The following is a 21,146-nucleotide window of genomic DNA, read 5'->3' as shown; positions in this document are numbered from 1 at the left end:
ACCCGGCAGGAGAGTGTCCGTGGAATCCGTCGAACCGCCGGACGGGTGCCACGCTGCTCGACAACGGCGCCGATCCGGCGCACCACACCCGCTGGTCCTGCCCCGGAACGCGCTAGCCGCCCACGCAGAACTCGTTGCCCTCCGGGTCGGTCAGCACCGTCCAGGCCAGGCCCGGCACCTCGTGCTCGGCCACCTCCTTCGCACCCAGTTCCACCAGTCGTTTCACCTCCGCCGCGCGATCGTCCCCGCCGAAGTCGACGTGCACGCGGTTCTTGCCCGCGCGCGGCTCCGGCACCTTTTGCAGCGCGAGCGGGAGCCCGCCTTCGACCGGAGCCAGGATGAGGAACTCGCCCTCGTAGTCCTGATCGACCTTCGTGCCCAGCGCGGCCGTCCAGAACCCGGCCAGACCGCGCGGGTCCGCGCAGTCGATCGTGATCATGCCCATGCGGATCGCCATGCCCCCGAAGCTAGCGGCCACCACCGACAAAAACGGGCCGCCGAGTAACCCGTTGGAGTCACGGCCGGGGTAGTGACTACCCTGAGCGGGACTTTCACACCCGCCCGGAGCAGGGAGACCCGCAGTGATCACCAGGACTTCGTCGTTGTTCCTTCGCACGTTGCGTGAGGACCCGGCGGACGCCGAGGTGCCGAGCCACCGGCTCCTGGTGCGCGCCGGCTACGTCCGCCGGGTCGCCCCGGGCGGGTACTCGTGGCTGCCCCTGGGCCTGCGCGTGCTGCGCCGCATCGAGAACATCGTGCGCGACGAGATGAACGCCATCGGCGCGCAGGAGATCCAGTTCCCCGCGCTGCTGCCGAAGGAGCCCTACGAGGCGACCGGCCGCTGGACCGAGTACGGCGACGCCCTCTTCCGGCTCAAGGACCGCAAGGGCGCCGACTACCTCCTCGGCCCGACGCACGAAGAGCTCTTCACCCTCACCGTCAAGGGCGAGTACAACTCCTACCGGGACTACCCGGTCACGCTGTACCAGATCCAGACGAAGTACCGCGACGAAGCGCGTCCCCGCGCCGGCATCCTGCGCGGCCGCGAGTTCGTCATGAAGGACTCGTACTCCTTCGACCTCGACGACGAGGGCCTCGAGCGCTCCTACCAGGCGCACCGCGAGGCCTACACCAAGCTGTTCGACCGCCTCGGCCTCGAGTACGTCGTCGTGAAGGCGACGTCGGGCGCGATGGGCGGTTCGGCGTCCGAGGAGTTCCTCGCGGTCGCCGAGACCGGTGAAGACACCTACGTCCGCAGCACCGAGTCGGGTTACGCGGCGAACGTCGAAGCCGTCGTGACGCCCGCGCCGCCCGCGCAGCCGATCGAAGGCCGTCCCGAGGCGCAGGTGCACCACACGCCCGGCACGCCGACCATCGAGACGCTGGTCAACTTCCTCAACGCGGCCGGGCTCGGCCGCGAGTTCACCGCCGCGGACACGCTGAAGAACGTCATGCTCAAGACGCGTCAGCCGGGTTCGAAGGAGTGGGAGCTGGTCTGCGTCGCGCTGCCCGGTGACCGCGAAGTGGACATGAAGCGCCTCGAAGCGTCGCTCGAGCCCGCCGAGGTCGAGCTGCTCGACGAGGCCGACTTCAAGAAGAACCCGTTCCTGGTCAAGGGCTACATCGGCCCGAAGGCGCTGCAGGACAACGGCGTGCGCTACCTCGCCGACCCGCGGATCGTGCCCGGCACCGCCTGGGTCACCGGGGCCGACAAGGCCGACCACCACGTCGTCGACCTGCTGGCCGGCCGTGACTTCACCCCGGACGGCACGATCGAGGCCGCCGAGGTCCGCGAAGGCGACGCGTCGCCCGACGGCCAGGGCACCCTGGTCGCCGCGCGCGGCATCGAGATCGGGCACATCTTCCAGCTCGGCCGCAAGTACGCCGACGCGTTCGAGCTGGACGCGCTCGGTCCCGACTCCAAGCCGATCCGGATCACGATGGGCTCGTACGGCGTCGGCGTCTCGCGGCTGGTCGGTGTGCTCGCCGAGCAGAACCACGACGAGCTCGGCATCATCTGGCCGCGCGAGGTTTCGCCGTTCGACGTGCACATCGTCATCGCGGGCAAGGACGACGCGGTGCGTGCCGGCGCCGAGAAGATCGCCGCCGAGCTGGACACCGCCGGGCTCGAGATCATCCTCGACGACCGCAAGGCGACGCCGGGTGTGAAGTTCGCCGACGCCGAGCTGGTCGGCGTGCCGACCATCCTGGTGGTCGGGCGCGGGCTGGCCAACGGTGTCGTCGAGGTCAAGGACCGGCGCACCGGCGAGCGCGAAGAGATCGCGGTGGACGCTATCGTCGAGCACCTGGTCAAGCTCGTCCGGTCCTGATGAGCCTGTTCCGCCGTCGTGACGAGACGACGCCGGGGTACGAGGACAACGCGGCGCTCCGCGGGTTCGGTGGTTACGAGCCCGCGGACGCGCCGCGCTTTCCGTCGAGCGACGGCTTCGAGGCACCGCAAGCCGAGCGTGTCGAGCCTCCGCGAGCGCAGCCGAAGCGGATCCGTCCCGCCGCGAAGCCGCTGAAGTGGCGGCGAGCGCCGTGGGTCGGGCTGGTGCTCATCGCGCTGATCGCCGGGGTGCTGAACGCGCTCGGCGTCGGCAAGTCGCACCGGCCGTCGACACCGGCACCCCGCACGCCGGTGGTCGAGACGCCGTCGCCGAAGGTGGTCGTCCCGGCGGCGGTGCGCGGCTGGCAGTCCGTCGCGGCCCGGGACGGCTCGTACGCCTACGACGTCCCACCGGCCTGGCAGCCGGAACCCACCACGCTGCACGGCTGGGAGAAGACCGCCACGACGCCGGGGATCCGGCTGATCACCAGCGCGTTCCTCGGTGAGGACTTCTGCGAGAAGGCCAACCTCGGCGGCGCGGGCGTGACGACCTCGCCGGCCGGTGACGCCGGTGAGGCCGCGCGCAAGGCGGTGACGGATCTCGGTGTCAGCGCGTACAGCCCGGACAACGGGCCGCTGGCCCAGGTGACCCCGGACGCGGGTGCCGACGCGCAGGTCACGAAGGCCGACGGCACCAAGGCACCGGCGCGGATCGTGGTCGCGGAGGTGATCCCGACCGACCCGGACCGGTGCGCGGCCAAGCACGCGCTGGTCGCCGCGATGGCGTTCGGCACCGGGAGCACGTCCGGTGTGGTGGTGGCCTACGCCGACAGCGACCGCGCCGGGCCGACGATCCGGGAAGACCTGGTGGGGATCCTGAAGAGCTACCGGTTCGTGCCGGCGGCGGACCGGAGCACCACCACTCCGCCGCCGACCACCCGACGCTGATTCAGCGCTTCCGCGCCAGCTTCGCCAGCTCCCGCAGCCGCACGTCCGGCAGGTACGCCCGGCTCAGCGCCAGCCCGATCCGCGGCAGGTCCGCCTCGTCGCGGAACGCCAGGTACAGCGGGACGTGCCGCGGCTGGAACTTCGCCTTGAACGCGTGCAGCGAACGGAACCCGTAGTACGGCTCCATCACGCGGCCCAGCGACTCCAGGGCCCGGTCCACCGTGCGGGTCGGCTCGCCGGACGCGCTGCGGGCCAGGGGAGCGCCGGACAGCGACACGAACCGCGCGCCCTCGTCGCGGAACGCCAGGCAGGCCGACGCGATCAGGAACTCCATCACCGGGCGGAACCCGTGTGCGCTGCGGCGCATGACGTCCAGGGTCCAGCCGCCGACCTTGCCCGCGCCCGTGTACACCGGGAGCCACGACGTCACGCCGTGGACGACGCCCTCCGCGTCGACCGCCAGGCCGACCCGGGTCGCCGGGTCCATCGCCTCGTCGAGGCCGCCGAGGGTGAAGCCCATCTCCGGCATCGCCTTGTCCGCCATCCACTCCTCCGACAGCGCGCGGACCTGGGCGAGGATGGGCTCCGGCTGGTCGGCCAAGCGGACCAGCCGGAAGTCGATGTCCTGCTTGGCGGCCTTGTTCAGCGCCGACCGGACGTCCTGCCACGCCTTGCCGCGGAACTCGAGGTCCGCGAGGTCAAGCACGTTGTCCTCGGCGACCTGGACGTGCTGCCAGCCGAGGTCGCGCGTTGCCGCCACGGTGGCTTCGGTCGCCGAGAACACGCACGGCACCAGGCCGGAGTTCTCACACATCGCGGTGAACTCCGTGACCGTGGCTGCCGCCGTGCCGTCCGGGGCGATCGGGTCGCCGAGTGCGACGGCGACGCCTGCGTGCTTGCGGTAGGCGAGGTAGGAACGGCCGTCTTCGCGGACGAAGTAGGTGTTACGCGGCCAGGTTGTCATCCACGACAGCGTGCTGCCGCCGTGCCGGCCGAGCAGCGTGCGGGCCAGCGCCGCGCCCGGACCCTGCGCGTGACGCCGCAACCGGCGTCGCGAGGGGACGCGGAAGGCGTGCCGCGCGGCGATCAGGACGATCAGCTCGACCGTCCACAAAAGATTGTCCACGAAGAACAGCGGCAGTCCCTCGGTTTCGTAGTCCGCGCCGAAGACGTCACCGAGCTCGACGGCCGTGGCGACGGCGAGCCCTTGCAGCGTCACGAAAGCCGACATCACCACGGCCCAGCGCCACGCGACCCGGCTGCCCTTGCGCAGCCCGTTGAGCATCGGCACCACGAGGACGACCAGGATCGCCAGCTCCGGACCCGACAGCGAAACCCCTTCCGTGGAGCCGAACGGGCCGTCGCCGGGCACCAGGAACATGACCACTTCGGCGATGGTGAGCAGCAGCAGGCCGGCGACGGTCAGCAGCCGCCACTCGCGCTGGTTCGGTCCTTCCGACGGCGCCCGCCGGCCGCCGACGAGCTTGCTGCCGAGCGGGATCGCCAGCAGCAGCGCGAAGAAGTGCACAAGATCGGCCAGCGTGCCGACGTAGACGATCGCGACCCCGGCGTACACGCAGAGGCCGGCCCGCAGCCGCAGCGCCCACGGCGGCCGCAGCGTCGCGCTGGCGACCGCGATCGCGGCGAGCGCGCCGCCGGAGAACCCGACGTCGAGGCTGTCCGCCATCCGCTCGGCCCACAGCCAGCCGGAGTTGCGGGACAGCGCGAGGAACTGGGTCGCGACGAGCACGGAGACGAACTGGCCGCCGATGGTCACGGCCATCGCGCGCCGCGTCCCCAGCTGCCACTCGGCGAAGCCGGCGAAGAGCGCGAAGCTGCCGACCATCGGGAGGTAGTACCAGGGGATGACGGCGAAGAACGGGCCGGTGAACATCGTCCACCACCGGCCGACCTCCAGTGACGGCAGTCCGTAGGCGACGAACGGGTAGGCCGCGCGGTCTTCGGCGGCGCTCCACAGCGCCCCGGTCGCGACGGCCAGCAAGAGCATGGCGAGCACAACGCTGCTGGTGAACGGCAGGCGCTGCCTGAGCACCGCGACCGTGCCGCGGATGCGTCCCCCTCCGGCGGGCTCGACCGCCGACGCTGCTTCAGTCATGAAGAAGAGTCTTACGAGCCACACCGCCGCGGACATCCGACGGCAGGGCGAGATTTCCCTTAGGGGAGTCGTCCCTGCGACTGAGGGTCATCCCCCTCCGAAGGACGAGTCAGCCGAGCACTGCGGCCCGAACGGCGTTGATGTCGGTCAGGTCCGGCAGCACGGTGTGCGCGCCCGCGGCCTGCAGTTCCGCGGCGGTGTAGAGGCCGGTGGCGACGGCGATCGCGAGCGCCCCGTTGTCCAATGCGGCCCTGACGTCGTTCGGGGTGTCGCCGATGACGACCACCGCGTCGGCGCCGAACGGCGTGCCGTGCTTGGCCGCGGCGAGCGCCACCGCGTGCGGCACCAGGTCCGGGCGGTGCGCCGAAAGCGTGCCGTAGCCGCCGATCTCGAGGTCGAGGTGCTCCAGCAGGTCGAACGCGGCGAGCTTGTGCCGCGAGATCTCCGGCAGGTTGCCGGTGACGAGCGACTGGACCACATCGCCGTGCCCGGCGAACGCCGTCAGCGCTTCGGCCGCTCCCGGCAGGACCCGGGCCTCGGCCGCGAACCGGTGCGCCGCGCGTTCCGACTCCGCCACCAAGGCCTTGAACATCGCTTGGACCGTTTCCTCCTCGGCCTCGAAGCCGTTCGACGTGAGCAGCTCGGTGGTGGTCGCGCGCTCCGTGCGGCCGCCGAACACCGGGTCCACCCGCATGGTGGCGCCGGTCGCGGCGGTGAACGCCGCTGCGTACCAGGCCGCGCCGAGGCCGGCGAAGTCCACCAGCGTGTGGTCGATGTCCCAGAGCAGCAGCCGCGTCTTCGTCACGGTTCCGAGGTTACCGGGGTCACTATTCAACACGCGTTGACTTCTTGGGGGAGCCGTCGTACCTTGAGCATTAATTCAACACGCGACGAATAAATGGAGGCTGTCATGTCTGCTCCCGTCCGGCGCCCCGCCGGGGCGCTCGCCCTGGTCGCCGCCGTGGCCGGCGCGCTGGTGGCGGTGGTGCTGGGGTTCCTGACCTTCGGCGCGCAGGCCACGGTCGCCCCGGACCACGTCCCGGTCGCGGTCGCCGCGCCCCCCGACGTCGCCCAGCGCATTGCCGCGCACGGCGGCGGCCAGCTCGACTGGACGATCGCGACCCCGGCCGACGCGCGGAAGCTGTTGGAGGACAAGAAGGTCTACGGCGTGCTCGAACTCGGGCCGGGACCGTCCGCGACGGTCGTGACGTCGGGTGCGGTCAACCCGGCCGGCACCCAGGTCGCCCAGCAGGCGCTGACCGGGGCGGCGGCCGCGCTGGCCGGCGCGCCGAAGCAGGAGGTGCTGCACCCGGTCACCCTCGCCGGCCGGACCGCGCCGCTGGCCGCGTCCGCGCTGGCCTGGATCGGCGCGCTCGTTGCGGGGCTCGCGCTGACGCAGCTGGCGAAGCGCACCGGCCGCACGGTCGGCGTCGGCGCCCGGTTCCTGCAGGTGGTCGGGGTCGGCGTGCTCGTCACGGCGGCCGTGGCCGGGTTCTTCGCGCTGTGGGACTCGTCGCTGCCGCTGACCGCCGACGTCCTCGGCTTCGTCTTCCTTGCGGCGACGGCGTTCGCGGCGCTGCAGGCGGGGCTGCTCCGGCTGCTCGGCCTGCGCGCGATGGCCGTGCTCGGCCCGCTCTACCTGGTCGCGCCCGCGGTCGCCGGGCAGGTGCCGGAACTGCTGAACCCGGCGTACCGCACTCTGCTGTGGTCGTGGACGCCGTTCCGCTTCTCGGCCGAAGGCCTGCGCAGCCTGCTGCAGGGCGTGCCGGGGGCGCCGGACGTCACGACCGGGGTCTGGGTGCTCGGCGCCCTGCTGGCCGCGGGACTGCTGGCAGCGCTGTGGCCGGGCCGGTCAGCCCGCCAGGAGGCTGAAGCGCACGCGCCGGACCGGGTTGTCGAGGTTGGTGTCCACTAGGCAGATCGACTGCCAGGTGCCGAGCGCGAGCACCCCGCCGAGCACCGGGATCGTCGCGTAGGGCGGCACCAGCGCCGGGAGCACGTGGTCACGGCCGTGACCCGGGCTCCCGTGCCGGTGCCGCCAGCGGCCGTCGCGGGGGAGCAGCTCGTCGAGCGCGGTCAGCAGGTCTTCGTCGCTGCCCGCGCCGGTTTCGAGGATCGCCAGGCCCGCGGTGGCGTGCGGGACCCAGACGTGCAGCAGCCCGTCGGTCGCGTCGGCGTCGCGCAGGAACGCCTCGGCCTCGTGCGTGAGGTCGTGGACGACGGCTTCGCCGCCGGTGCGGACCTCGATCTCGGTGGAGTACATGCGCCCCAGCCTAGGGAGCGACCGGCTCCTTCGCGGGTTGCCGCGTCACCACGCCGAGGCCGGTGAACGCGAAGACCGCCAGACCGGCCAGCAGCACCGCGCCGGCGAGGTACGGGACGGCGGGGGCGACCTCGTACAGCCCGGTCCCCAGCAGCGGGCCGCCCATGAACGCGAGCGCACTGCTCGACCCCATCAGCCCGGCGACCGCGCCTTGTTCTTCGCGCGTGGCCAGCAATGTCGGCGCGGACATGAACCCCGGCGTCGCGAAGCCCATGCCCGCCCCGAGCACCGCCACCCCCGCGCCGAGCAGCAGCCCGCTCGAGGCGACGACCACCACGAGCATGCCGCCGGTCATCACGACCGCGCCGACCCGGACGAGCCGCAGCGGTGTCCAGCCGAGCCGCGGGACGGCCAGCACCTGGACCAGGATGATCATCCCGGCGCCGGCCAGCATCACCAGGCTGGTCACGCGACTCGTGTCCGACGCGGCGAGGTGCAGCCGGTCCTGCACCAGGAACCCGATGGTCATGAGCACGATCGCGAGCGCCAGGTACAGGCCGAAGCCGATGGTCAGGAACGGCCACATGCGCCGGTCGAACGGGCTGACCTTGACCGTCACCGGCCGGGTTTCCCGCTTCGGCGGCTTCGGCAGCATGAGCGTGATGACCACGGCGATCACGGCCAGGATCACCGGCGCCGCGTAGATCGGCACGAGCAGGTTCCCGGTCAGGCTCAGGACACCGCCGAGTGCCGGGCCGACGGCGAGGGCGAGGCCCTGGGCCGCGCCGAACATCGACATCCCGCGCACCCGTTCGGCCGGGCCCGAGGTCATGTCGGCGATGTAGGACTGCGCCGTCACCGGGGTCGCGGCCCAGGCCAGGCCGAACACGATGCCGCGGGTGAGCAGGACCCCCGCGAACAGCACCGGCACGGCCAGGGTTCCGCTGAGCCCGGCCTGGGCGACAAATCCGAATCCGAGCAGGCCGAGCATGGCGCCGACCAGCGAGATCAGCAGGACCGGCCGGTGCCCCCAGTGCGCGGTCCGGCGGCCCCAGAACGGGCTGGCCAGCACCACACCCGCGCCGCCGACCGCCCAGACCGCGCCCAGCGCCAGCTCGCTGAACCCGAACTCGCGGGCCAGCGGCGGCAGGATCGGGTTCAGCATCTGCTGGCCCGCCATCAGCCCGAACACCGCCAGGCAGGCGACCAGGATCGGGCGTCTCATGCCACGGCCCGTTCGTGCTCGGTGCCGGTGCGGGGCGTGATGGAGATGAGGTCGCCAGGCTCTTCGACGGCCAGCCGGTGCCAGCGGCCGGGCGGGACGATGAACGACTGCCCGGCGGTCAGGGTCACCACCGGCTCGGGGCCTTCGTCCCGTAGGTGGACGCGCAGTGCGCCGGAGAGGACAACGAGCACCTCGTGTCCCTGGGGGTGGCGCTCCCAGTGGTCGGCGTGCACGGACCGGTCGCTCTCGGCGTGGAACGCGCCGACGGTCCACAGGCTCTCGTCGCCGGTGAAGCCTTCCCGGCGGTCGACGGAGTCGGCCACGCCACCCTCGCGTAGTCGGATCAGGGTCTTGAACAGGTCGTAGTTTTCGAACATGTTCCGAAAGTAGCATCGACCGGGCGGAGCTGTCGAACGAGTAGGCGGGCATGATGGGGGCGTGCCCCGCCCCTCCGGCCGCATCGGACGGCCCCCGTCGACGTCCCGCCCGCAGATCCTCGAAGCGGCGCGGGCGATCCTCGACCGGGACGGCTGGGAGAAGTTGACGGTCCGCCGGCTGGCCGCCGAGCTCGGCGTCGGCGCGACGACGCTGTACCACCACGTCCGCGACAAGGACGACCTGCTGATCCAGCTCCTGGACCACTACGCCGACCGGCTCCCGCGGCCCGAGCTGCCCGCGGACCCGCGGGAGCGGATCATCACCGCGGCCACCGTCATGCACGACTCGCTGGCCGCGTGGCCGCAGGCCGTGGAGGTGCTGACGGCCGACGACCTCCTCGGCGAGTCGGCGCTGTGGATGGTCGAGACCATGGTCGGCGGCGCGCTGGACTGCGGACTCGGTGCCGAGCAGGCGGTCGAGCTGTACCGGAACATCTGGTACTACACGGTGGGTGAGATCCTGATCCGCGTCCGCGCCGGGCGGCGCGCGGAGGAAGACCGGCCGCGGTACCGCGACACGGTCTTCGCCCGCTTGGACGCGGCTCGCTATCCCAGCCTGGCCGCGGTCGGCGAGCGCTGGCCGGAGCTCGCCGCGCGGGACACCTACGCCCGCGGGCTACGGGCCTTCGTCGACGGGCTGCTGGCTCAGGAATCCAAGTAGCGCAACACGGCCAGCACCCGGCGATTGTCCCCTTCGGACGGTGGCAGGCCGAGCTTGCCGAAGATCGACGTCACGTACTTCTCGACCGAACCGGCCGAGAGGAACAGATTCGCCGCGATCGCGGAGTTCGAGCGGCCTTCCGCCATCAGGCCCAGCACTTCGCGTTCCCGCGGGGTCAGCCCGCTGAGCGCGTCCGTCTGGCGCGTCGCCGAAAACAGCTGGCTGACGACTTCGGGGTCCAGCACGGTTTCGCCGTCGGCGACCCGGCGCAGCGCGTCGAGGAAGTCCGACACCTCGGCGACGCGGTCCTTCAGCAGGTAGCCGACCCCACCCGCGCGGTCGGCCAGCAGCTGGGCCGCGTACTTCGTCTCGACGTACTGGGAAAACAGCAGGATCGCGCAGCCCGGCACCTCGCGGCGCAGCGCGATCGCCGCCCGCAGGCCTTCGTCGGTGTGCGTCGGCGGCATCCGGATGTCCACAATGGACACGTCGGGGGTGTGGTCCCCGACGGCGGCCCGCAGCGCGTCGGCGTCCTTCACCGCGGCGACGACTTCGTGGCCGCGGAAAGTGAGCAGCTCGACGAGGCCGTGGCGCAGGATGGTGGAGTCCTCCGCGATGACGATCCGCATGCCGCGACCCTAGCGGGGCAGGGGCACCCACGCGGTCACTTCGGTCGGACCACCCGGCGGGCTCGTCACGGTCAGCCGCCCGTCGACCGTCCGCAGCCGTTCGGCCACCCCGGCCAGCCCGCCGCCGGGCACGATCCGGGCGCCGCCCGGGCCGCCGTCGCGCACCAGCAGCCGCAGGACGTCGTACTCCTCGGTGACCTCGACCAGCGTCGCCGGACGGCCGTGCTTCGCGGCGTTCGTGAGCAGCTCGGCGGCGCTGAAGTAGACGATCGTCTCCAGCGACGGCGGCGGGCGGCGGCGCAGGTCGACCGTGACCTGCGCGTCGATCCCGGACGTCGCGACCAGCGTGGCGAGGGCGACGTCGAGGCCCGCGTCGAGGGCGGCCGGGTGGATGCCGCGGGCGAGGTCACGCAGCTCGGTCAGCGCCTGCTTCGCGTTGGTGTGGGCGGCGGTGACCAGCTGCCTGACCTGGGCGACGTCGAGGTCTTCGGCGTTCAGCTCGTCCTTGGCCAGGCCGAGCTTCATCGCCAGCGCGACGAGCTGGGCCTGCGCGCCGTCGTGCAGGTCACGCTCGATGCGCCGCAGCCGCAGCGCCGAGTCCTCGACCGCCGTCGCGCGGCTCGCCTCCAGGTCGCGGACCCGCTCGGACAGCACACGCTCGCCGAGCAGGCCCACGACGAGCAGCCGGTCGAGGGCGGCGAAGGCGTGCGTGATCCACGGCAGCGCCACCAGCACCAGCAGCCCCGACGCCGACCAGGCCAGCGCGCCCGGCCAGCTGGCGGCGTAGATGTCGAAGACGGGCATCTGCTGCTCGCCGAGCGGGAACCAGAAGAACGAGTAGGTGGTGGCGGCCAGGCCGTAGAGCGTCGCGACGACCATGGTGAACAACCCGGCGAAGGTCAGCGGCAGCCGCAGCAGCAGGTAACCGGCCGTGCGCCAGCCCGCCGGATCGCCGACGCGCGCCTTCACCCAGCTCCACAGCCCGGGCTTCAGCTCGGGACGGCGCGGCGCGGGCACGCTCACCCCGAGCAGCTTCCGGGCGAGCCCGCGGTGGGCGGCGCCGAGGCCGCGGGCGTAGCGGATGGCGCCGGCGAGGACCAGGAACCCGAGCAGCACGGGCGTCAGCCAGAGGCCGAGCGCGAGCAGGACGAGAAAGCTGGTCAGCGAGAACAGGGTCAGCGGGCCGGAGAGCCACAGCCAGGCGTATTCGGCCCAGAAGTCGCGCGCGGCCAGCGGCCCGAACACCCGCCGCAGCGGATGGGGGCGAGGGACGTCGAGGCTGGTCACGGTGCCAGTCTCGCCCGGATCGGCAGGCCCGCCCACCCGGTTTTCCCTACGACCCGCTTCGGGGGCGCCCCCGTTTTCCACGCTACCGGGCGGCACCGACAGTTCCGGCGCCGAAAAGCCGGCGGCGGCCCAGTTGTCCACACCCGAGGCGGCCTTCGGTGTGTAAGACGCACCCAAGGCGGCCTTGGGTGCTCCATCCATGCCCCCGCCACCACCCTCAACGGAGGCGCTTCGCGCCGCAGTGCTGATTCAACGCAACCAAGGTGGCCTTCGGTGCTCCATCCATGCCCCCGCCACCACCCTCAACGGAGGCGCTTCGCGCCGCAGTGCTGATTCAACGCAACGAAGGCCGCCTTGGGGCGCTCGGGCTAAACGCTGTCCGGGTCGTCGTCCCGGGCCTTCTGCGCGGCTTCGCGCATCTCGATGACGTCGGTGAGCCAGTCACCCGTCTCGCGGGCGATGTCGCGGATCGCGCCCGTGATGATCGAAGCGATGTTCCCGACGTGTGTCGCGGCCGATTCGGTGATCACCTGCAGGGTGTCCTTGTCTCGTTCGAACTGGCCCACCATGTCACCCTCACGCTGCTCGGAGCTGCCGGTCGGGTTCCACGGTAGTCGGCGACGGCGAAGTCCGCGGGAGAGCGAACTTCACGATCTTCTTCGCGACGGACCAGAGCTGCTTGTGCAGCGGCCCGGTGTGGTACGGCAGGCCGTACTTCTCGCAGATCGCGCGCACCTCGCCGGCGATCTCCGGGTAGCGGCGCGCCGGGATGTCCGGGAACAGGTGGTGCTCGATCTGGTGCGACAGGTTCCCGCTCATAATGTGGAACAGCGGGCTGCCGGTGATGTTCGCCGAGCCGAGAATCTGCCGCAGGTACCACTGCCCGCGTGACTCGTTCTCGGTCTCCTCCTCGCTGAAGCTCTCGACGTCGGCGGGGAAGTGGCCGCAGAAGATGATCGCGAACGCCCACAGGTTGCGGGTCAGGTTCGCGGTCGCGTTGCCGAGGAACGTCAGCGGCGCCAGCGGCCCGGTCAGCAGCGGGAACAGCACGTAGTCCTTGCCGACCTGGCGCCCCGCCTTGCGGACGATCTTCTTCAGCACCGGCACGTTCTCGGCCCAGCTGCGCTCGCCCTTGACCACCCGCTCGATCTCGAGGTCGTGCAGCATCACGCCCCACTGGAAGAACAGCGCGAGCAGCGTCGCGTACACCGGGTTGCCCAGGTAGTACGGGTGCCACTTCTGGGCGGTGTCCATCCGCAGGATGCCGTAGCCGACGTCGCGGTCCTTGTCGACGATGTTCGTGTACGTGTGGTGGATGTAGTTGTGCGAGTGCCGCCAGTTCTCGGCGGGCGCCACCGTGTCCCACTCGAAGCGCTGCGAGCTCAGCGCCGGGTCGCGCGTCCAGTCGTACTGGCCGTGCATGACGTTGTGGCCGATCTCCATGTTGTCGAGGATCTTGGCCACCGACAGCGCGCCGACACCGGCGAGCCACGCGGGCGGGAAGAACCCGGCGAACAGCAGCGCCCGGCCGGCGACCTCGAGGCCGCGCTGGGTCTTGATGATGCTGTGGATGTAGTCGACGTCTTCCTGGCCCAGGGACTCGACGGTCCGCTGCCGCAGCGCGTCGAGCTCGCGGCCGAACTCTTCGACCTGTTCCGGGGTCAGGCGGTCCTGCAGACCGGTCATGGCAGTTCTCCTCAGGCGTCGATCTCGACGTCCCCGACCGGGACGGAGATGCAGAGCTGGATTTCTTCGTCTTCTTCGCCGGAGATCTCGCCCGTCTTGGCGTTGCGGACGCGCCCGGCGGTCTTGAGCTGCGTGCAGGAGAAGCAGATGCCCATCCGGCAGCCGTGCTCCGGCGACAGCCCGGCTTCCTCGGCCTGCTCCAGCAACGGCTTCCCGGAGTTGGCGCACTCGCGGCCGCTGCGCTTGAAGCGCACCTGGCCTTCGGCGTTCTCCGTGTCGAAGGTCAACGCGGGCGGCGTGAACTCTTCGGTGTGCACGCGTTCACCCAAATGATCACGGACGGCGTCCATCAGCGGCTTCGGGCCGCAGACGAACGTCTCCGCGTCGCGGTGCCACGGCACGGCCCGCTCCAGGTGCTCCGGCGAGAAGAACCCGCGCAGGTCACCCCCGGAACGCGCGTGGGTGTACGCGTGCACCACCCGCAGCCCGGGGTGGCGGGCAGCGAGCTCGGCCAGCTCGGTGCGGTACAGCACGTCGGCCGGGCCGTTCGAGTACTGCAGGAACACGATCTCGCCGGTGTGGCCCTCGTCGACCAGGGTGCGCGCCATGGCGAGCACGGGGGTGACCCCGCTGCCGCCGCCGATCAGCAGCACCCGGTCCGGCCGGGTGGCCGGCAGCGTGAACGTGCCGTCCGGAGTGGACAGACCGACCACCGAGCCGACGCCGACCGCGCGGTTCAGGTGCCCGGAGACCAGGCCCTGCTCCTTGACCGTGAACTCCAGCTCGCCGCCGTACTGCGAACCGCACGGCGAATAGCAGCGCGTGCGCCGGACGCCGTCGATCTCCACCTGCAGGCGGACGTACTGGCCGGCGGTGAAGCCGGGCCACGCGCGGCTGGGCTGGACGGTCAGGGTGACGCTGTCCGGCGTCTGCTTGCGCACCGCCGTGACCAGCCCGCGGATCTCGCGGCGGACCAGCATGGGGTCGACGAGCTCCAGGTAGCGGTCCATCCCGTGCGGCGTCAGCAGCGCCTCGGCCAGCGAGGCGAGGCTGCGCACCCGCCGGGGGATGAGCGCCGTCATCGGACCTCCTCGGTTACAGTGAACGACTGTACACTGAACAGTGCACTGCAGGAGTGGACGACCTGTCAACGCAGAACGCGGAGGATGTGACGTGAGCAACGCAGTGGACATCCGTACGCTGGACCCCGTGTCCGAAGAACCGGTGAGCCGCCACGAGCGCAAGCTGCGCACGCGCCAGGCGTTGCTGGACACCGCGCTCGAGCTGCTCGCCGACCGGCCGTTCGCGAGCCTTTCCCTGCGCGAGGTCGCCAAAGGTGCCGGTCTGGTGCCGACGGCGTTCTACCGGCACTTCGCTTCGATGGAGGAGCTCGGCGTAGCGCTCGTCGAAGAAGCGACCCGCACGCTGCGCGGCATGATGCGCTCCGCACGCGCCGATCCGGACACCTACCAGGGCATGATCAGCGCCTCGGTGGCCACCGTGCACCAATTCGTCCGGGCGAACGAGGACCATTTCCGGTTCCTGACCCGTGAGCGCTACGGCGGCGGCCCGCTCGCGCGCTCGATCGCCGTCGAACTGCGCATGTTCTCCGGCGACCTCGCGATCGACCTCGCCCGGTTCACGCCCTTGCGCGCGTGGAGCACCGAAGACCTGCACATGCTGGCCGACTTGATCGTTTCCGTAATGCTGACGACGATTGTCGAACTGCTGGAAGCCCGCCCAGGTGAGGACCCGAAAATCACCGGAACGGCGGAAAAACGGCTGCGTCTGGTCCTGCTCGGCGTGCCGCACTGGAAAACCAGCTGAACAATTCCCGCACGACGCTCGTATCTTCTGGCACATCCCCGAGACTTGCGACTCACGTCACTGGGGACTGTCGGTCCGGCGTGGTACAACCCTCGGATCGTGCCTCGCCGATGAGGAGGTCGTGTGGCGGACAGCGAACAGGTTCAGCAGCTCACCGTGGGTGTGGTGGCCGAGTCACGCCCCGGGGAGCACCGGGTGGCCATGGTGCCCAAACTGGTCGGGAGACTCGTGCAGCGCGGGCTGCGCGTGCTCGTCGAACCGGGCGCCGGGGCCGGTGCGCACCTGAGTGACGACGCGTATACCCAAGCGGGCGCCGAACTCGGCGACGCCTGGGGAGCGTCCGTCGTCGTCAAGGTGAACCCACCCGCACCGGAAGAGGTTGCCAAGCTGAGCCGGGGCACCGTGCTCATCGGCTTCCTCGACCCGCGCGGCAACCCGGAGGGGCTCGCGAAGCTCGACGAAGCGGGCCTCAAAGCGTTCGCCATGGAGGCGGTTCCGCGGATCTCCCGGGCCCAGGCGATGGACGCGCTGTCTTCGCAGGCCAGCATCGGCGGTTACCGCGCGGTGCTGCTCGCGGCGCAGAAGCTTCCGCGCTTCTTCCCGATGCTCACCACCGCGGCGGGCACCGTGCCGCCGGCCAAGGTGCTGGTGCTCGGCGCCGGTGTGGCCGGCCTGCAGGCGCTGGCCACCGCGAAACGGCTCGGCGCGCAGACCACCGGCTACGACGTGCGGCCCGAGGTGGCCGAGCAGGTCAAGTCGCTGGGCGCCCAGTTCCTGGACCTCGGCATCGAGGCCGTCGGCGAAGGCGGGTACGCCCGCGAGCTGACGGCGGAGGAGCGCGAGGAACAGCAGCGGCGGCTCACCGAAGCCATCACGAGGTTCGACGTCGTGATCACCACCGCGCTGGTGCCGGGCCGCAAGGCGCCGACACTGGTCACCGCGGACGCGGTCAAGGGCATGCCGGCCGGGTCGGTCGTCGTCGACCTCGCCGGTGAAACCGGCGGCAACTGCGAGCTGACCAAGCCGGGCGAGGACGTCGTGGAGCACGACGTCACCATCTCGTCCCCGCTGAACCTGCCCGCCGAAATGCCTTCGCACGCCAGCGAGCTCTACGCGCGCAACGTCACCGAGCTGCTGGAGCTGCTCGTGACGAAGGAAGGCGCGCTGGAGCTGAACTTCGAAGACGAGATCGTCGCCGGTGCCTGTGTGGCCGGGCGCGAAGGGAGTGCGACGTGAGCCCACTCGTGCAGAACCTGGCGGTGCTCGTGCTCGCCGGGTTCGTCGGCTTCGCCGTCATTTCGAAGGTGCCCAACACCCTGCACACCCCGCTGATGTCCGGCACCAACGCCATCCACGGCATCGTGCTGCTGGGCGGCCTGGTCGTGCTCGGCCTCGGCGTCGACGGTGTGTTCAACAAGATCCTGCTGGTGATCGCGATCGCCTTCGGCACGATCAACGTCGTCGGTGGCTTCCTGGTCACCGACCGGATGCTGTCGATGTTCAAGGCCAAGAAACCCGCTCCCGGTGAGGAGGACGACAAGTGACCGACTTCGTCGCGATCCTCTACATCGTCGCGTTCGCCCTCTTCATCTACGGCCTGATGGGCCTCACCGGCCCGCGCACCGCGGTCCGCGGCAACTGGATCGCCGCGGTCGGCATGGGCATCGCGGTGATCGCCACCCTGCTCACCCCGGGCATGGGCAACTGGCTGCTGATCGTCCTCGGCGTCGCGATCGGCGCGGTGGTCGGCGTGCCGTCCGCACGCAAGGTCAAGATGACCGCGATGCCGCAGATGGTGGCGCTGTTCAACGGCGTCGGCGGCGGCGCGGTCGCGCTCATCGCGTGGGTCGAGTTCAACTCCACCGACGGTTACGCGCACGAGCCGGCGTACATCGCGATCGCGTCGCTGTTCGCCGCGATCATCGGGTCGATCTCCTTCTGGGGCTCGAACGTCGCGTTCGGCAAGCTGCAGGAGCTGATCAGCGGCCGCCCGATCACCATGGGCAAGCTGCAGCAGCCGGTCAACGCGCTGCTCCTGCTGATCGCGGTCGCGTGCGCGGTCTTCATCATCGCCGGCGGCGACTCGTGGCTGCTGATCGTCGGGCTGCTCGTCGCGGCCGGCATCCTCGGCCTCACGGTCGTGCTGCCGATCGGCGGTGCGGACATGCCGGTGGTGATTTCGCTGCTCAACGCGTTCACCGGGCTGTCGGCGGCGGCGATGGGCCTCGCGCTGGACAACACGGCGCTGATCGTGGCGGGCATGATCGTCGGCGCGTCCGGCTCGATCCTGACCAACCTGATGGCCAAGGCGATGAACCGGTCCATCCCGGCGATCGTCGCGGGCGGCTTCGGCGGCGGCCCGGCGGTTGCGTCCGGCGGAGGTACGAAGGAAGAGCGCCCGGTGCGCTCGACGAGCGCAGCCGACACCGCGATCCAAATGGCCTACGCCAGCAAGGTGGTCGTGGTGCCGGGGTACGGCATGGCCGTGGCGCAGGCGCAGCACACCGTCCGCGAGATGGCGAAGCTGCTGGAGAAGAAGGGCATCACGGTCGCCTACGCCATCCACCCGGTGGCCGGCCGGATGCCGGGGCACATGAACGTGCTGCTCGCCGAGGCCGACGTGCCGTACGAGCAGCTCAAGGAGATGGACGAGATCAACTCCGAGTTCGCCCAGACCGACGTCGCGCTGGTGATCGGCGCGAACGACGTCACCAACCCGGCCGCGCAGACCGACCCGAGCTCGCCGATCTACGGGATGCCGATCCTCAAGGTCAACGAAAGCCGGTCCGTGATCGTCTTGAAACGCGGGATGGCCTCCGGCTTCGCCGGGATCGACAACGACCTGTTCTACGATCCGAAGACCAGCATGCTCTTCGGCGACGCCAAGACGTCGGTGGGCGAGATCGTGGAGGAACTCAAAGCGTTATGACAACCGGGTCGGACGTGCGTGCGGCGTTCACCGATCCGGCCGAAAACCTCGCTTTCGACGAAGCGCTCCTCCGGGTTGCGCCCGAGTCACCGGTCGTGTGGCTCTGGCGCAACCCGGTTTGCGTCGTCGTGGGCCGCGGGCAGCGGATCGCGCGTGAGGTGCACGTCGAGGCGTGCGAGCGGGACGGCGTCCCGGTGCTGCGGCGGGCCAGCGGCGGCGGCACCGTGTTCCACGACCCGGGCAACCTGAACGTCACGCTGGTCCTGCCGGGGCCCACCGACCGGCCGCTGGAAGCGCTCGGCCAGGTGATGAGCGCCGCCGTCGACCAGCTGGGGCTGGTGCCGCGGATCGGCGACCGGGGGCTGTTCGTCGGCGACGCCAAGCTGTGCGGCTTTGCCGTGTTCCGCACCAAGACCGGGCTGCTGGCCCACTCGACGCTGCTGGTCGAGACGTCCGCCGGGCTGGTCGGCCGCTACCTGACGAGCGCGCCGCCGGACCCGCGCCCGCTCGACTCCCACCGCAGCCCGGTCGCGTCGCTGGCCGAGCACGGGCTGCGGCCCGGCTTCCCGGCGGTCGAGGCGGCGGTGCGGGCGGCGGCGTCACACCTGCTCGGGACGCTGGTGCCGCGCCCGCCGTCGGCGGCCGAGCTGGCCCGGCAGCGGACGCTGCTGCACACCCGCTACCGGTACCCGGCCTGGCACGCGGACGGTTCCCAGCGCGCGGCTTGACCCCGTAGACGCCGTGAAGGGCACCTTCAGGGCGTCTATGTCCCTGAAGGTGCCCTTCACGGCACTTCTGTCTACTGTGGACTTACTTCTCGGCCGCCGAGAACGTGACGGTGGGCACCTTGCGGGCGGCCGCCCGGGTGGTCTTCTTCGGCTCCGCCGCCTTCCGGGTGCGGGTGGTCTTCGCAGGCTCGGCCTTCGCGGCGGTCTTCTTCACAGTGGCCTTTGCGGTGGCCTTCGGCGCTGCGGCCTTGGCGGGCGCGGCCTTGGTGGTGGCCGTCGTGCGGCGGCCGGCGACCGGCCTCGCCGTCTTGGGGGCGGCCTTCGCCTTGGGCTTCTTCGCGCCCGGGACGAGCCGCGGGCGGCTCTTGCGGCCGCCGGTGCGCCGGCCGGCGTCGGCGTAACGCTGCAGGAGCTCGCGCAACGCCTCGGCGTTGGCGAAAGTGAGGTCGATGTCGTAGTCGATGCCGTCCAGCGAAAACCCGACGGTCTCCCCGGCGGGGTCTCCGGTCAGGTCATCCAGCACCCGCACAGCCGTGTTTCTGGCCACGACAAACCTCCCGTGCTCGAACGTGGTTGTTCGCGCGCACCGGGCCGACGGCACCCGGTGCCGCCGATAGCTTGCAGCTTCGCTGTCGAGGATAGCCGCTGGCTTGCGCGATCCGGCGCGGTGGTGTGCGCTGAACCCATGTCCGGACAGACTTTTGACGTAGTGGTGATCGGCGCGGGCCCGGTGGGGGAGGTGGCCGCCGAACGAGCGGCTCGCGGCGGCCTCAAGGTCGCCCTCGTCGAGCACGAACGCTTCGGCGGCGAATGCTCCTATTGGGCCTGCATCCCCAGCAAGGCGTTGCTGCGGCCGGGAAATCTCCTCGCCGCGGCGAAACGCGTGCCGGGGGTGCCGGTCGGCGACCGGATCGACCCCGCCGCGGTGTTCGCCCGCCGTGACTGGTTCACCGGCAAGGGCGACGACTCGGGACAGGTCGACTGGGCCCGCGGCGCCGGCATCGAGCCGATCCGCGGGCACGGCGAGATCACCGGTGAGCGGGAGGTGACCGTCGGCGGTGACCGCGTGCTGACCGCGCGGCACGCGGTGATCGTCTGCACCGGGAGCGTGCCGAGCAAGCCGTCGATCCCCGGCCTCGACACGATCCGGCCGTGGGGTTCGCGGGAGGCGACGTCGGCTTCGTCGGTGCCCGGCCGCCTCGGCGTGCTGGGCGGCGGGGTGGTCGGCGTCGAGATGGCGCAGGCGTTCGCGTCGCTCGGCTCGGAGGTGCACCTGGTGATCACCGGCGAGCGGCCGCTGCCGCGCAACGCCGCGTTCGCCGGTGACCTCGTGCTGCACGGGCTGCGCGAATCCGGCGTGTACGTGCACACGGAGTCGGGGGTCGAGCGGGTCACCGCGGGGTCGGACGGGACCGAGCTGACGCTGAAGGACGGCGAGACGATCGTCGTCGACGAGTTCCTGGTGGCGACCGGGCGCCGGCCCGCGACCGCCGGGCTCGGCCTGGAGGCCTTCGGTGTGGAGCCCGGGCGCGCGCTGGAGGTCGACGACACCGGCCGGGCGTCCGCAGTGGACGGTGGCTGGCTGTACGCGGCCGGCGACGTCACCGGCCGGGCCCCGCTGACCCACCAGGGCAAGTACGGCGCCCGCGCGGCCGGCGACACAGTGGCCGCGCTGGCCGCGGGTGAGCCGGTGTCTTCGGAGCCGTGGAGCAAGTTCACCGCGACCGCGGACCACAGCGCGGTGCCGCAGGTGGTGTTCACCGACCCGGAGGTCGCGGCCGTCGGCCTGGCGGACGCGCGGCCCGGTTCGGCCGACCGCGTGGTCGACATCGACATCGCGGTGGCGGGCTCGTCGCTGCACGCGGACGGGTACACCGGCAAGGCCCGGATGGTCGTCGACACCGAGCGGAACGTGCTGCTCGGCGTGACGTTCGTCGGCCAGGACGTCTCGGAGCTGGTGCACTCGGCGACGATCGCGATCGTCGGCGAGGTGCCGCTGGACCGGCTGTGGCACGCGGTGCCGTCGTTCCCGACGATCAGCGAGGTGTGGCTGCGGCTGCTCGAGGCCTACGGGCTCTGAG

Annotated in this window: 22 protein-coding genes; 10 read left to right on the top strand and 12 right to left on the bottom strand. The window is 71.2% G+C overall.

Annotated features, from left to right (window positions below; all coding sequences use genetic code 11):
* Window positions 1-112: 112 nt before the first annotated feature.
* A complete protein-coding gene (locus ACIA5G_RS48305; protein WP_395936279.1) occupies window positions 113-457 on the bottom strand; it encodes a VOC family protein in 345 nt (114 codons plus the stop codon).
* A 124-nt stretch (window positions 458-581) separates the two neighbouring features.
* Between ACIA5G_RS48305 and ACIA5G_RS48300 the strand changes: the two genes are divergently transcribed.
* Entirely contained in the window at window positions 582-2,330 is a 1,749-nt protein-coding gene (locus ACIA5G_RS48300) for a proline--tRNA ligase (RefSeq protein ID WP_395936277.1), read from the top strand.
* Window positions 2,330-3,277, top strand: coding sequence for a hypothetical protein (locus tag ACIA5G_RS48295; RefSeq protein WP_395936275.1), 948 nt, complete (start codon window positions 2,330-2,332; stop codon window positions 3,275-3,277). The genes ACIA5G_RS48300 and ACIA5G_RS48295 overlap by 1 nt, the downstream gene beginning before the upstream one ends.
* A 1-nt stretch (window position 3,278) precedes the next feature.
* Here the strand turns inward: ACIA5G_RS48295 and ACIA5G_RS48290 are convergent, their stop codons facing one another.
* Window positions 3,279-5,393, bottom strand: a complete 2,115-nt coding sequence (locus ACIA5G_RS48290) for a bifunctional lysylphosphatidylglycerol flippase/synthetase MprF (protein WP_395936273.1) — start codon at window positions 5,391-5,393, stop codon at window positions 3,279-3,281.
* A 109-nt stretch (window positions 5,394-5,502) separates the two neighbouring features.
* Window positions 5,503-6,198: an HAD family hydrolase gene (locus tag ACIA5G_RS48285; protein WP_395936271.1), complete on the bottom strand. Its 696-nt coding sequence runs from the start codon at window positions 6,196-6,198 to the stop codon at window positions 5,503-5,505.
* Window positions 6,199-6,303: 105 nt separating this feature from the next.
* On the opposite strand from ACIA5G_RS48285, the gene ACIA5G_RS48280 reads away from it, so the two are divergent.
* A complete protein-coding gene (locus ACIA5G_RS48280; protein WP_395936269.1) occupies window positions 6,304-7,308 on the top strand; it encodes an ABC transporter permease in 1,005 nt (334 codons plus the stop codon).
* On the opposite strand, the gene ACIA5G_RS48275 is transcribed toward ACIA5G_RS48280, so the two are convergent.
* From ACIA5G_RS48275 to ACIA5G_RS48265, 3 genes are read right to left on the bottom strand one after another with little or no spacing between them, the layout of a single operon-like run.
* Complete coding sequence (locus ACIA5G_RS48275) at window positions 7,246-7,656, bottom strand: secondary thiamine-phosphate synthase enzyme YjbQ (protein WP_395936267.1); 411 nt, start codon at window positions 7,654-7,656, stop codon at window positions 7,246-7,248. The genes ACIA5G_RS48280 and ACIA5G_RS48275 overlap by 63 nt on opposite strands.
* 10 nt (window positions 7,657-7,666) lie before the next feature.
* Window positions 7,667-8,881, bottom strand: coding sequence for an MFS transporter (locus ACIA5G_RS48270; RefSeq protein WP_395936265.1), 1,215 nt, complete (start codon window positions 8,879-8,881; stop codon window positions 7,667-7,669).
* On the bottom strand, window positions 8,878-9,258 hold the full coding sequence (locus tag ACIA5G_RS48265; protein ID WP_395936263.1) for a cupin domain-containing protein: 381 nt from the start codon (window positions 9,256-9,258) through the stop codon (window positions 8,878-8,880). The genes ACIA5G_RS48270 and ACIA5G_RS48265 overlap by 4 nt, the downstream gene beginning before the upstream one ends.
* Window positions 9,259-9,319: 61 nt before the next feature.
* Between ACIA5G_RS48265 and ACIA5G_RS48260 the strand changes: the two genes are divergently transcribed.
* Window positions 9,320-9,979, top strand: coding sequence for a TetR/AcrR family transcriptional regulator (locus ACIA5G_RS48260; RefSeq protein WP_395936261.1), 660 nt, complete (start codon window positions 9,320-9,322; stop codon window positions 9,977-9,979).
* On the opposite strand, the gene ACIA5G_RS48255 is transcribed toward ACIA5G_RS48260, so the two are convergent.
* The 5 genes from ACIA5G_RS48255 to ACIA5G_RS48235 all read right to left on the bottom strand — a co-directional run bounded on the left by ACIA5G_RS48255 (window position 9,964) and on the right by ACIA5G_RS48235 (window position 14,663).
* On the bottom strand, window positions 9,964-10,608 hold the full coding sequence (locus tag ACIA5G_RS48255) for a response regulator (RefSeq protein ID WP_395936259.1): 645 nt from the start codon (window positions 10,606-10,608) through the stop codon (window positions 9,964-9,966). The genes ACIA5G_RS48260 and ACIA5G_RS48255 overlap by 16 nt on opposite strands.
* 9 nt (window positions 10,609-10,617) lie before the next feature.
* Window positions 10,618-11,931, bottom strand: a complete 1,314-nt coding sequence (locus ACIA5G_RS48250) for a sensor histidine kinase (RefSeq protein ID WP_395936257.1) — start codon at window positions 11,929-11,931, stop codon at window positions 10,618-10,620.
* A gap of 332 nt (window positions 11,932-12,263) precedes the next feature.
* The gene (locus ACIA5G_RS48245; RefSeq protein ID WP_285484913.1) at window positions 12,264-12,464 is read right to left on the bottom strand and encodes a hypothetical protein; all 201 of its coding nucleotides are present in this window, start codon (window positions 12,462-12,464) and stop codon (window positions 12,264-12,266) included.
* 7 nt (window positions 12,465-12,471) lie between these two features.
* A complete protein-coding gene (locus tag ACIA5G_RS48240; RefSeq protein ID WP_395936255.1) occupies window positions 12,472-13,581 on the bottom strand; it encodes a fatty acid desaturase family protein in 1,110 nt (369 codons plus the stop codon).
* An 11-nt stretch (window positions 13,582-13,592) separates the two neighbouring features.
* The gene (locus ACIA5G_RS48235; RefSeq protein ID WP_395936253.1) at window positions 13,593-14,663 is read right to left on the bottom strand and encodes a ferredoxin reductase; all 1,071 of its coding nucleotides are present in this window, start codon (window positions 14,661-14,663) and stop codon (window positions 13,593-13,595) included.
* Window positions 14,664-14,754: 91 nt separating this feature from the next.
* On the opposite strand from ACIA5G_RS48235, the gene ACIA5G_RS48230 reads away from it, so the two are divergent.
* From ACIA5G_RS48230 to ACIA5G_RS48210, 5 genes are all read left to right on the top strand, one after another.
* Window positions 14,755-15,408 (top strand): TetR family transcriptional regulator, encoded by a 654-nt coding sequence (locus ACIA5G_RS48230; protein WP_395936251.1) that lies wholly within the window; start codon window positions 14,755-14,757, stop codon window positions 15,406-15,408.
* A 123-nt stretch (window positions 15,409-15,531) separates the two neighbouring features.
* On the top strand, window positions 15,532-16,644 hold the full coding sequence (locus ACIA5G_RS48225) for a Re/Si-specific NAD(P)(+) transhydrogenase subunit alpha (protein WP_395936249.1): 1,113 nt from the start codon (window positions 15,532-15,534) through the stop codon (window positions 16,642-16,644).
* Window positions 16,641-16,952 carry an NAD(P) transhydrogenase subunit alpha gene (locus ACIA5G_RS48220; protein ID WP_284746529.1) on the top strand — a complete coding sequence of 104 codons (312 nt, stop codon included), beginning with the start codon at window positions 16,641-16,643 and terminating at the stop codon, window positions 16,950-16,952. Before ACIA5G_RS48225 ends, ACIA5G_RS48220 begins: the two co-directional genes overlap by 4 nt.
* Entirely contained in the window at window positions 16,949-18,337 is a 1,389-nt protein-coding gene (locus ACIA5G_RS48215; RefSeq protein WP_395936247.1) for an NAD(P)(+) transhydrogenase (Re/Si-specific) subunit beta, read from the top strand. Before ACIA5G_RS48220 ends, ACIA5G_RS48215 begins: the two co-directional genes overlap by 4 nt.
* Complete coding sequence (locus ACIA5G_RS48210; RefSeq protein ID WP_395936245.1) at window positions 18,334-19,065, top strand: lipoate--protein ligase family protein; 732 nt, start codon at window positions 18,334-18,336, stop codon at window positions 19,063-19,065. Before ACIA5G_RS48215 ends, ACIA5G_RS48210 begins: the two co-directional genes overlap by 4 nt.
* Window positions 19,066-19,147: 82 nt before the next feature.
* On the opposite strand, the gene ACIA5G_RS48205 is transcribed toward ACIA5G_RS48210, so the two are convergent.
* Window positions 19,148-19,612 carry a histone-like nucleoid-structuring protein Lsr2 gene (locus ACIA5G_RS48205; protein ID WP_395936243.1) on the bottom strand — a complete coding sequence of 155 codons (465 nt, stop codon included), beginning with the start codon at window positions 19,610-19,612 and terminating at the stop codon, window positions 19,148-19,150.
* Window positions 19,613-19,750: 138 nt separating this feature from the next.
* On the opposite strand from ACIA5G_RS48205, the gene ACIA5G_RS48200 reads away from it, so the two are divergent.
* Window positions 19,751-21,145, top strand: a complete 1,395-nt coding sequence (locus ACIA5G_RS48200; protein ID WP_395936241.1) for a dihydrolipoyl dehydrogenase family protein — start codon at window positions 19,751-19,753, stop codon at window positions 21,143-21,145.
* The last annotated feature ends 1 nt before the right edge of the window (window position 21,146 follow it).

This window comes from Amycolatopsis sp. NPDC051758 (assembly GCF_044453095.1).
Taxonomy (GTDB): Bacteria; Actinomycetota; Actinomycetes; order Mycobacteriales; family Pseudonocardiaceae; genus Amycolatopsis.
Note: the sequence above shows the minus strand (reverse complement) of the source record. Positions and strands in the feature narration are given on the sequence as shown.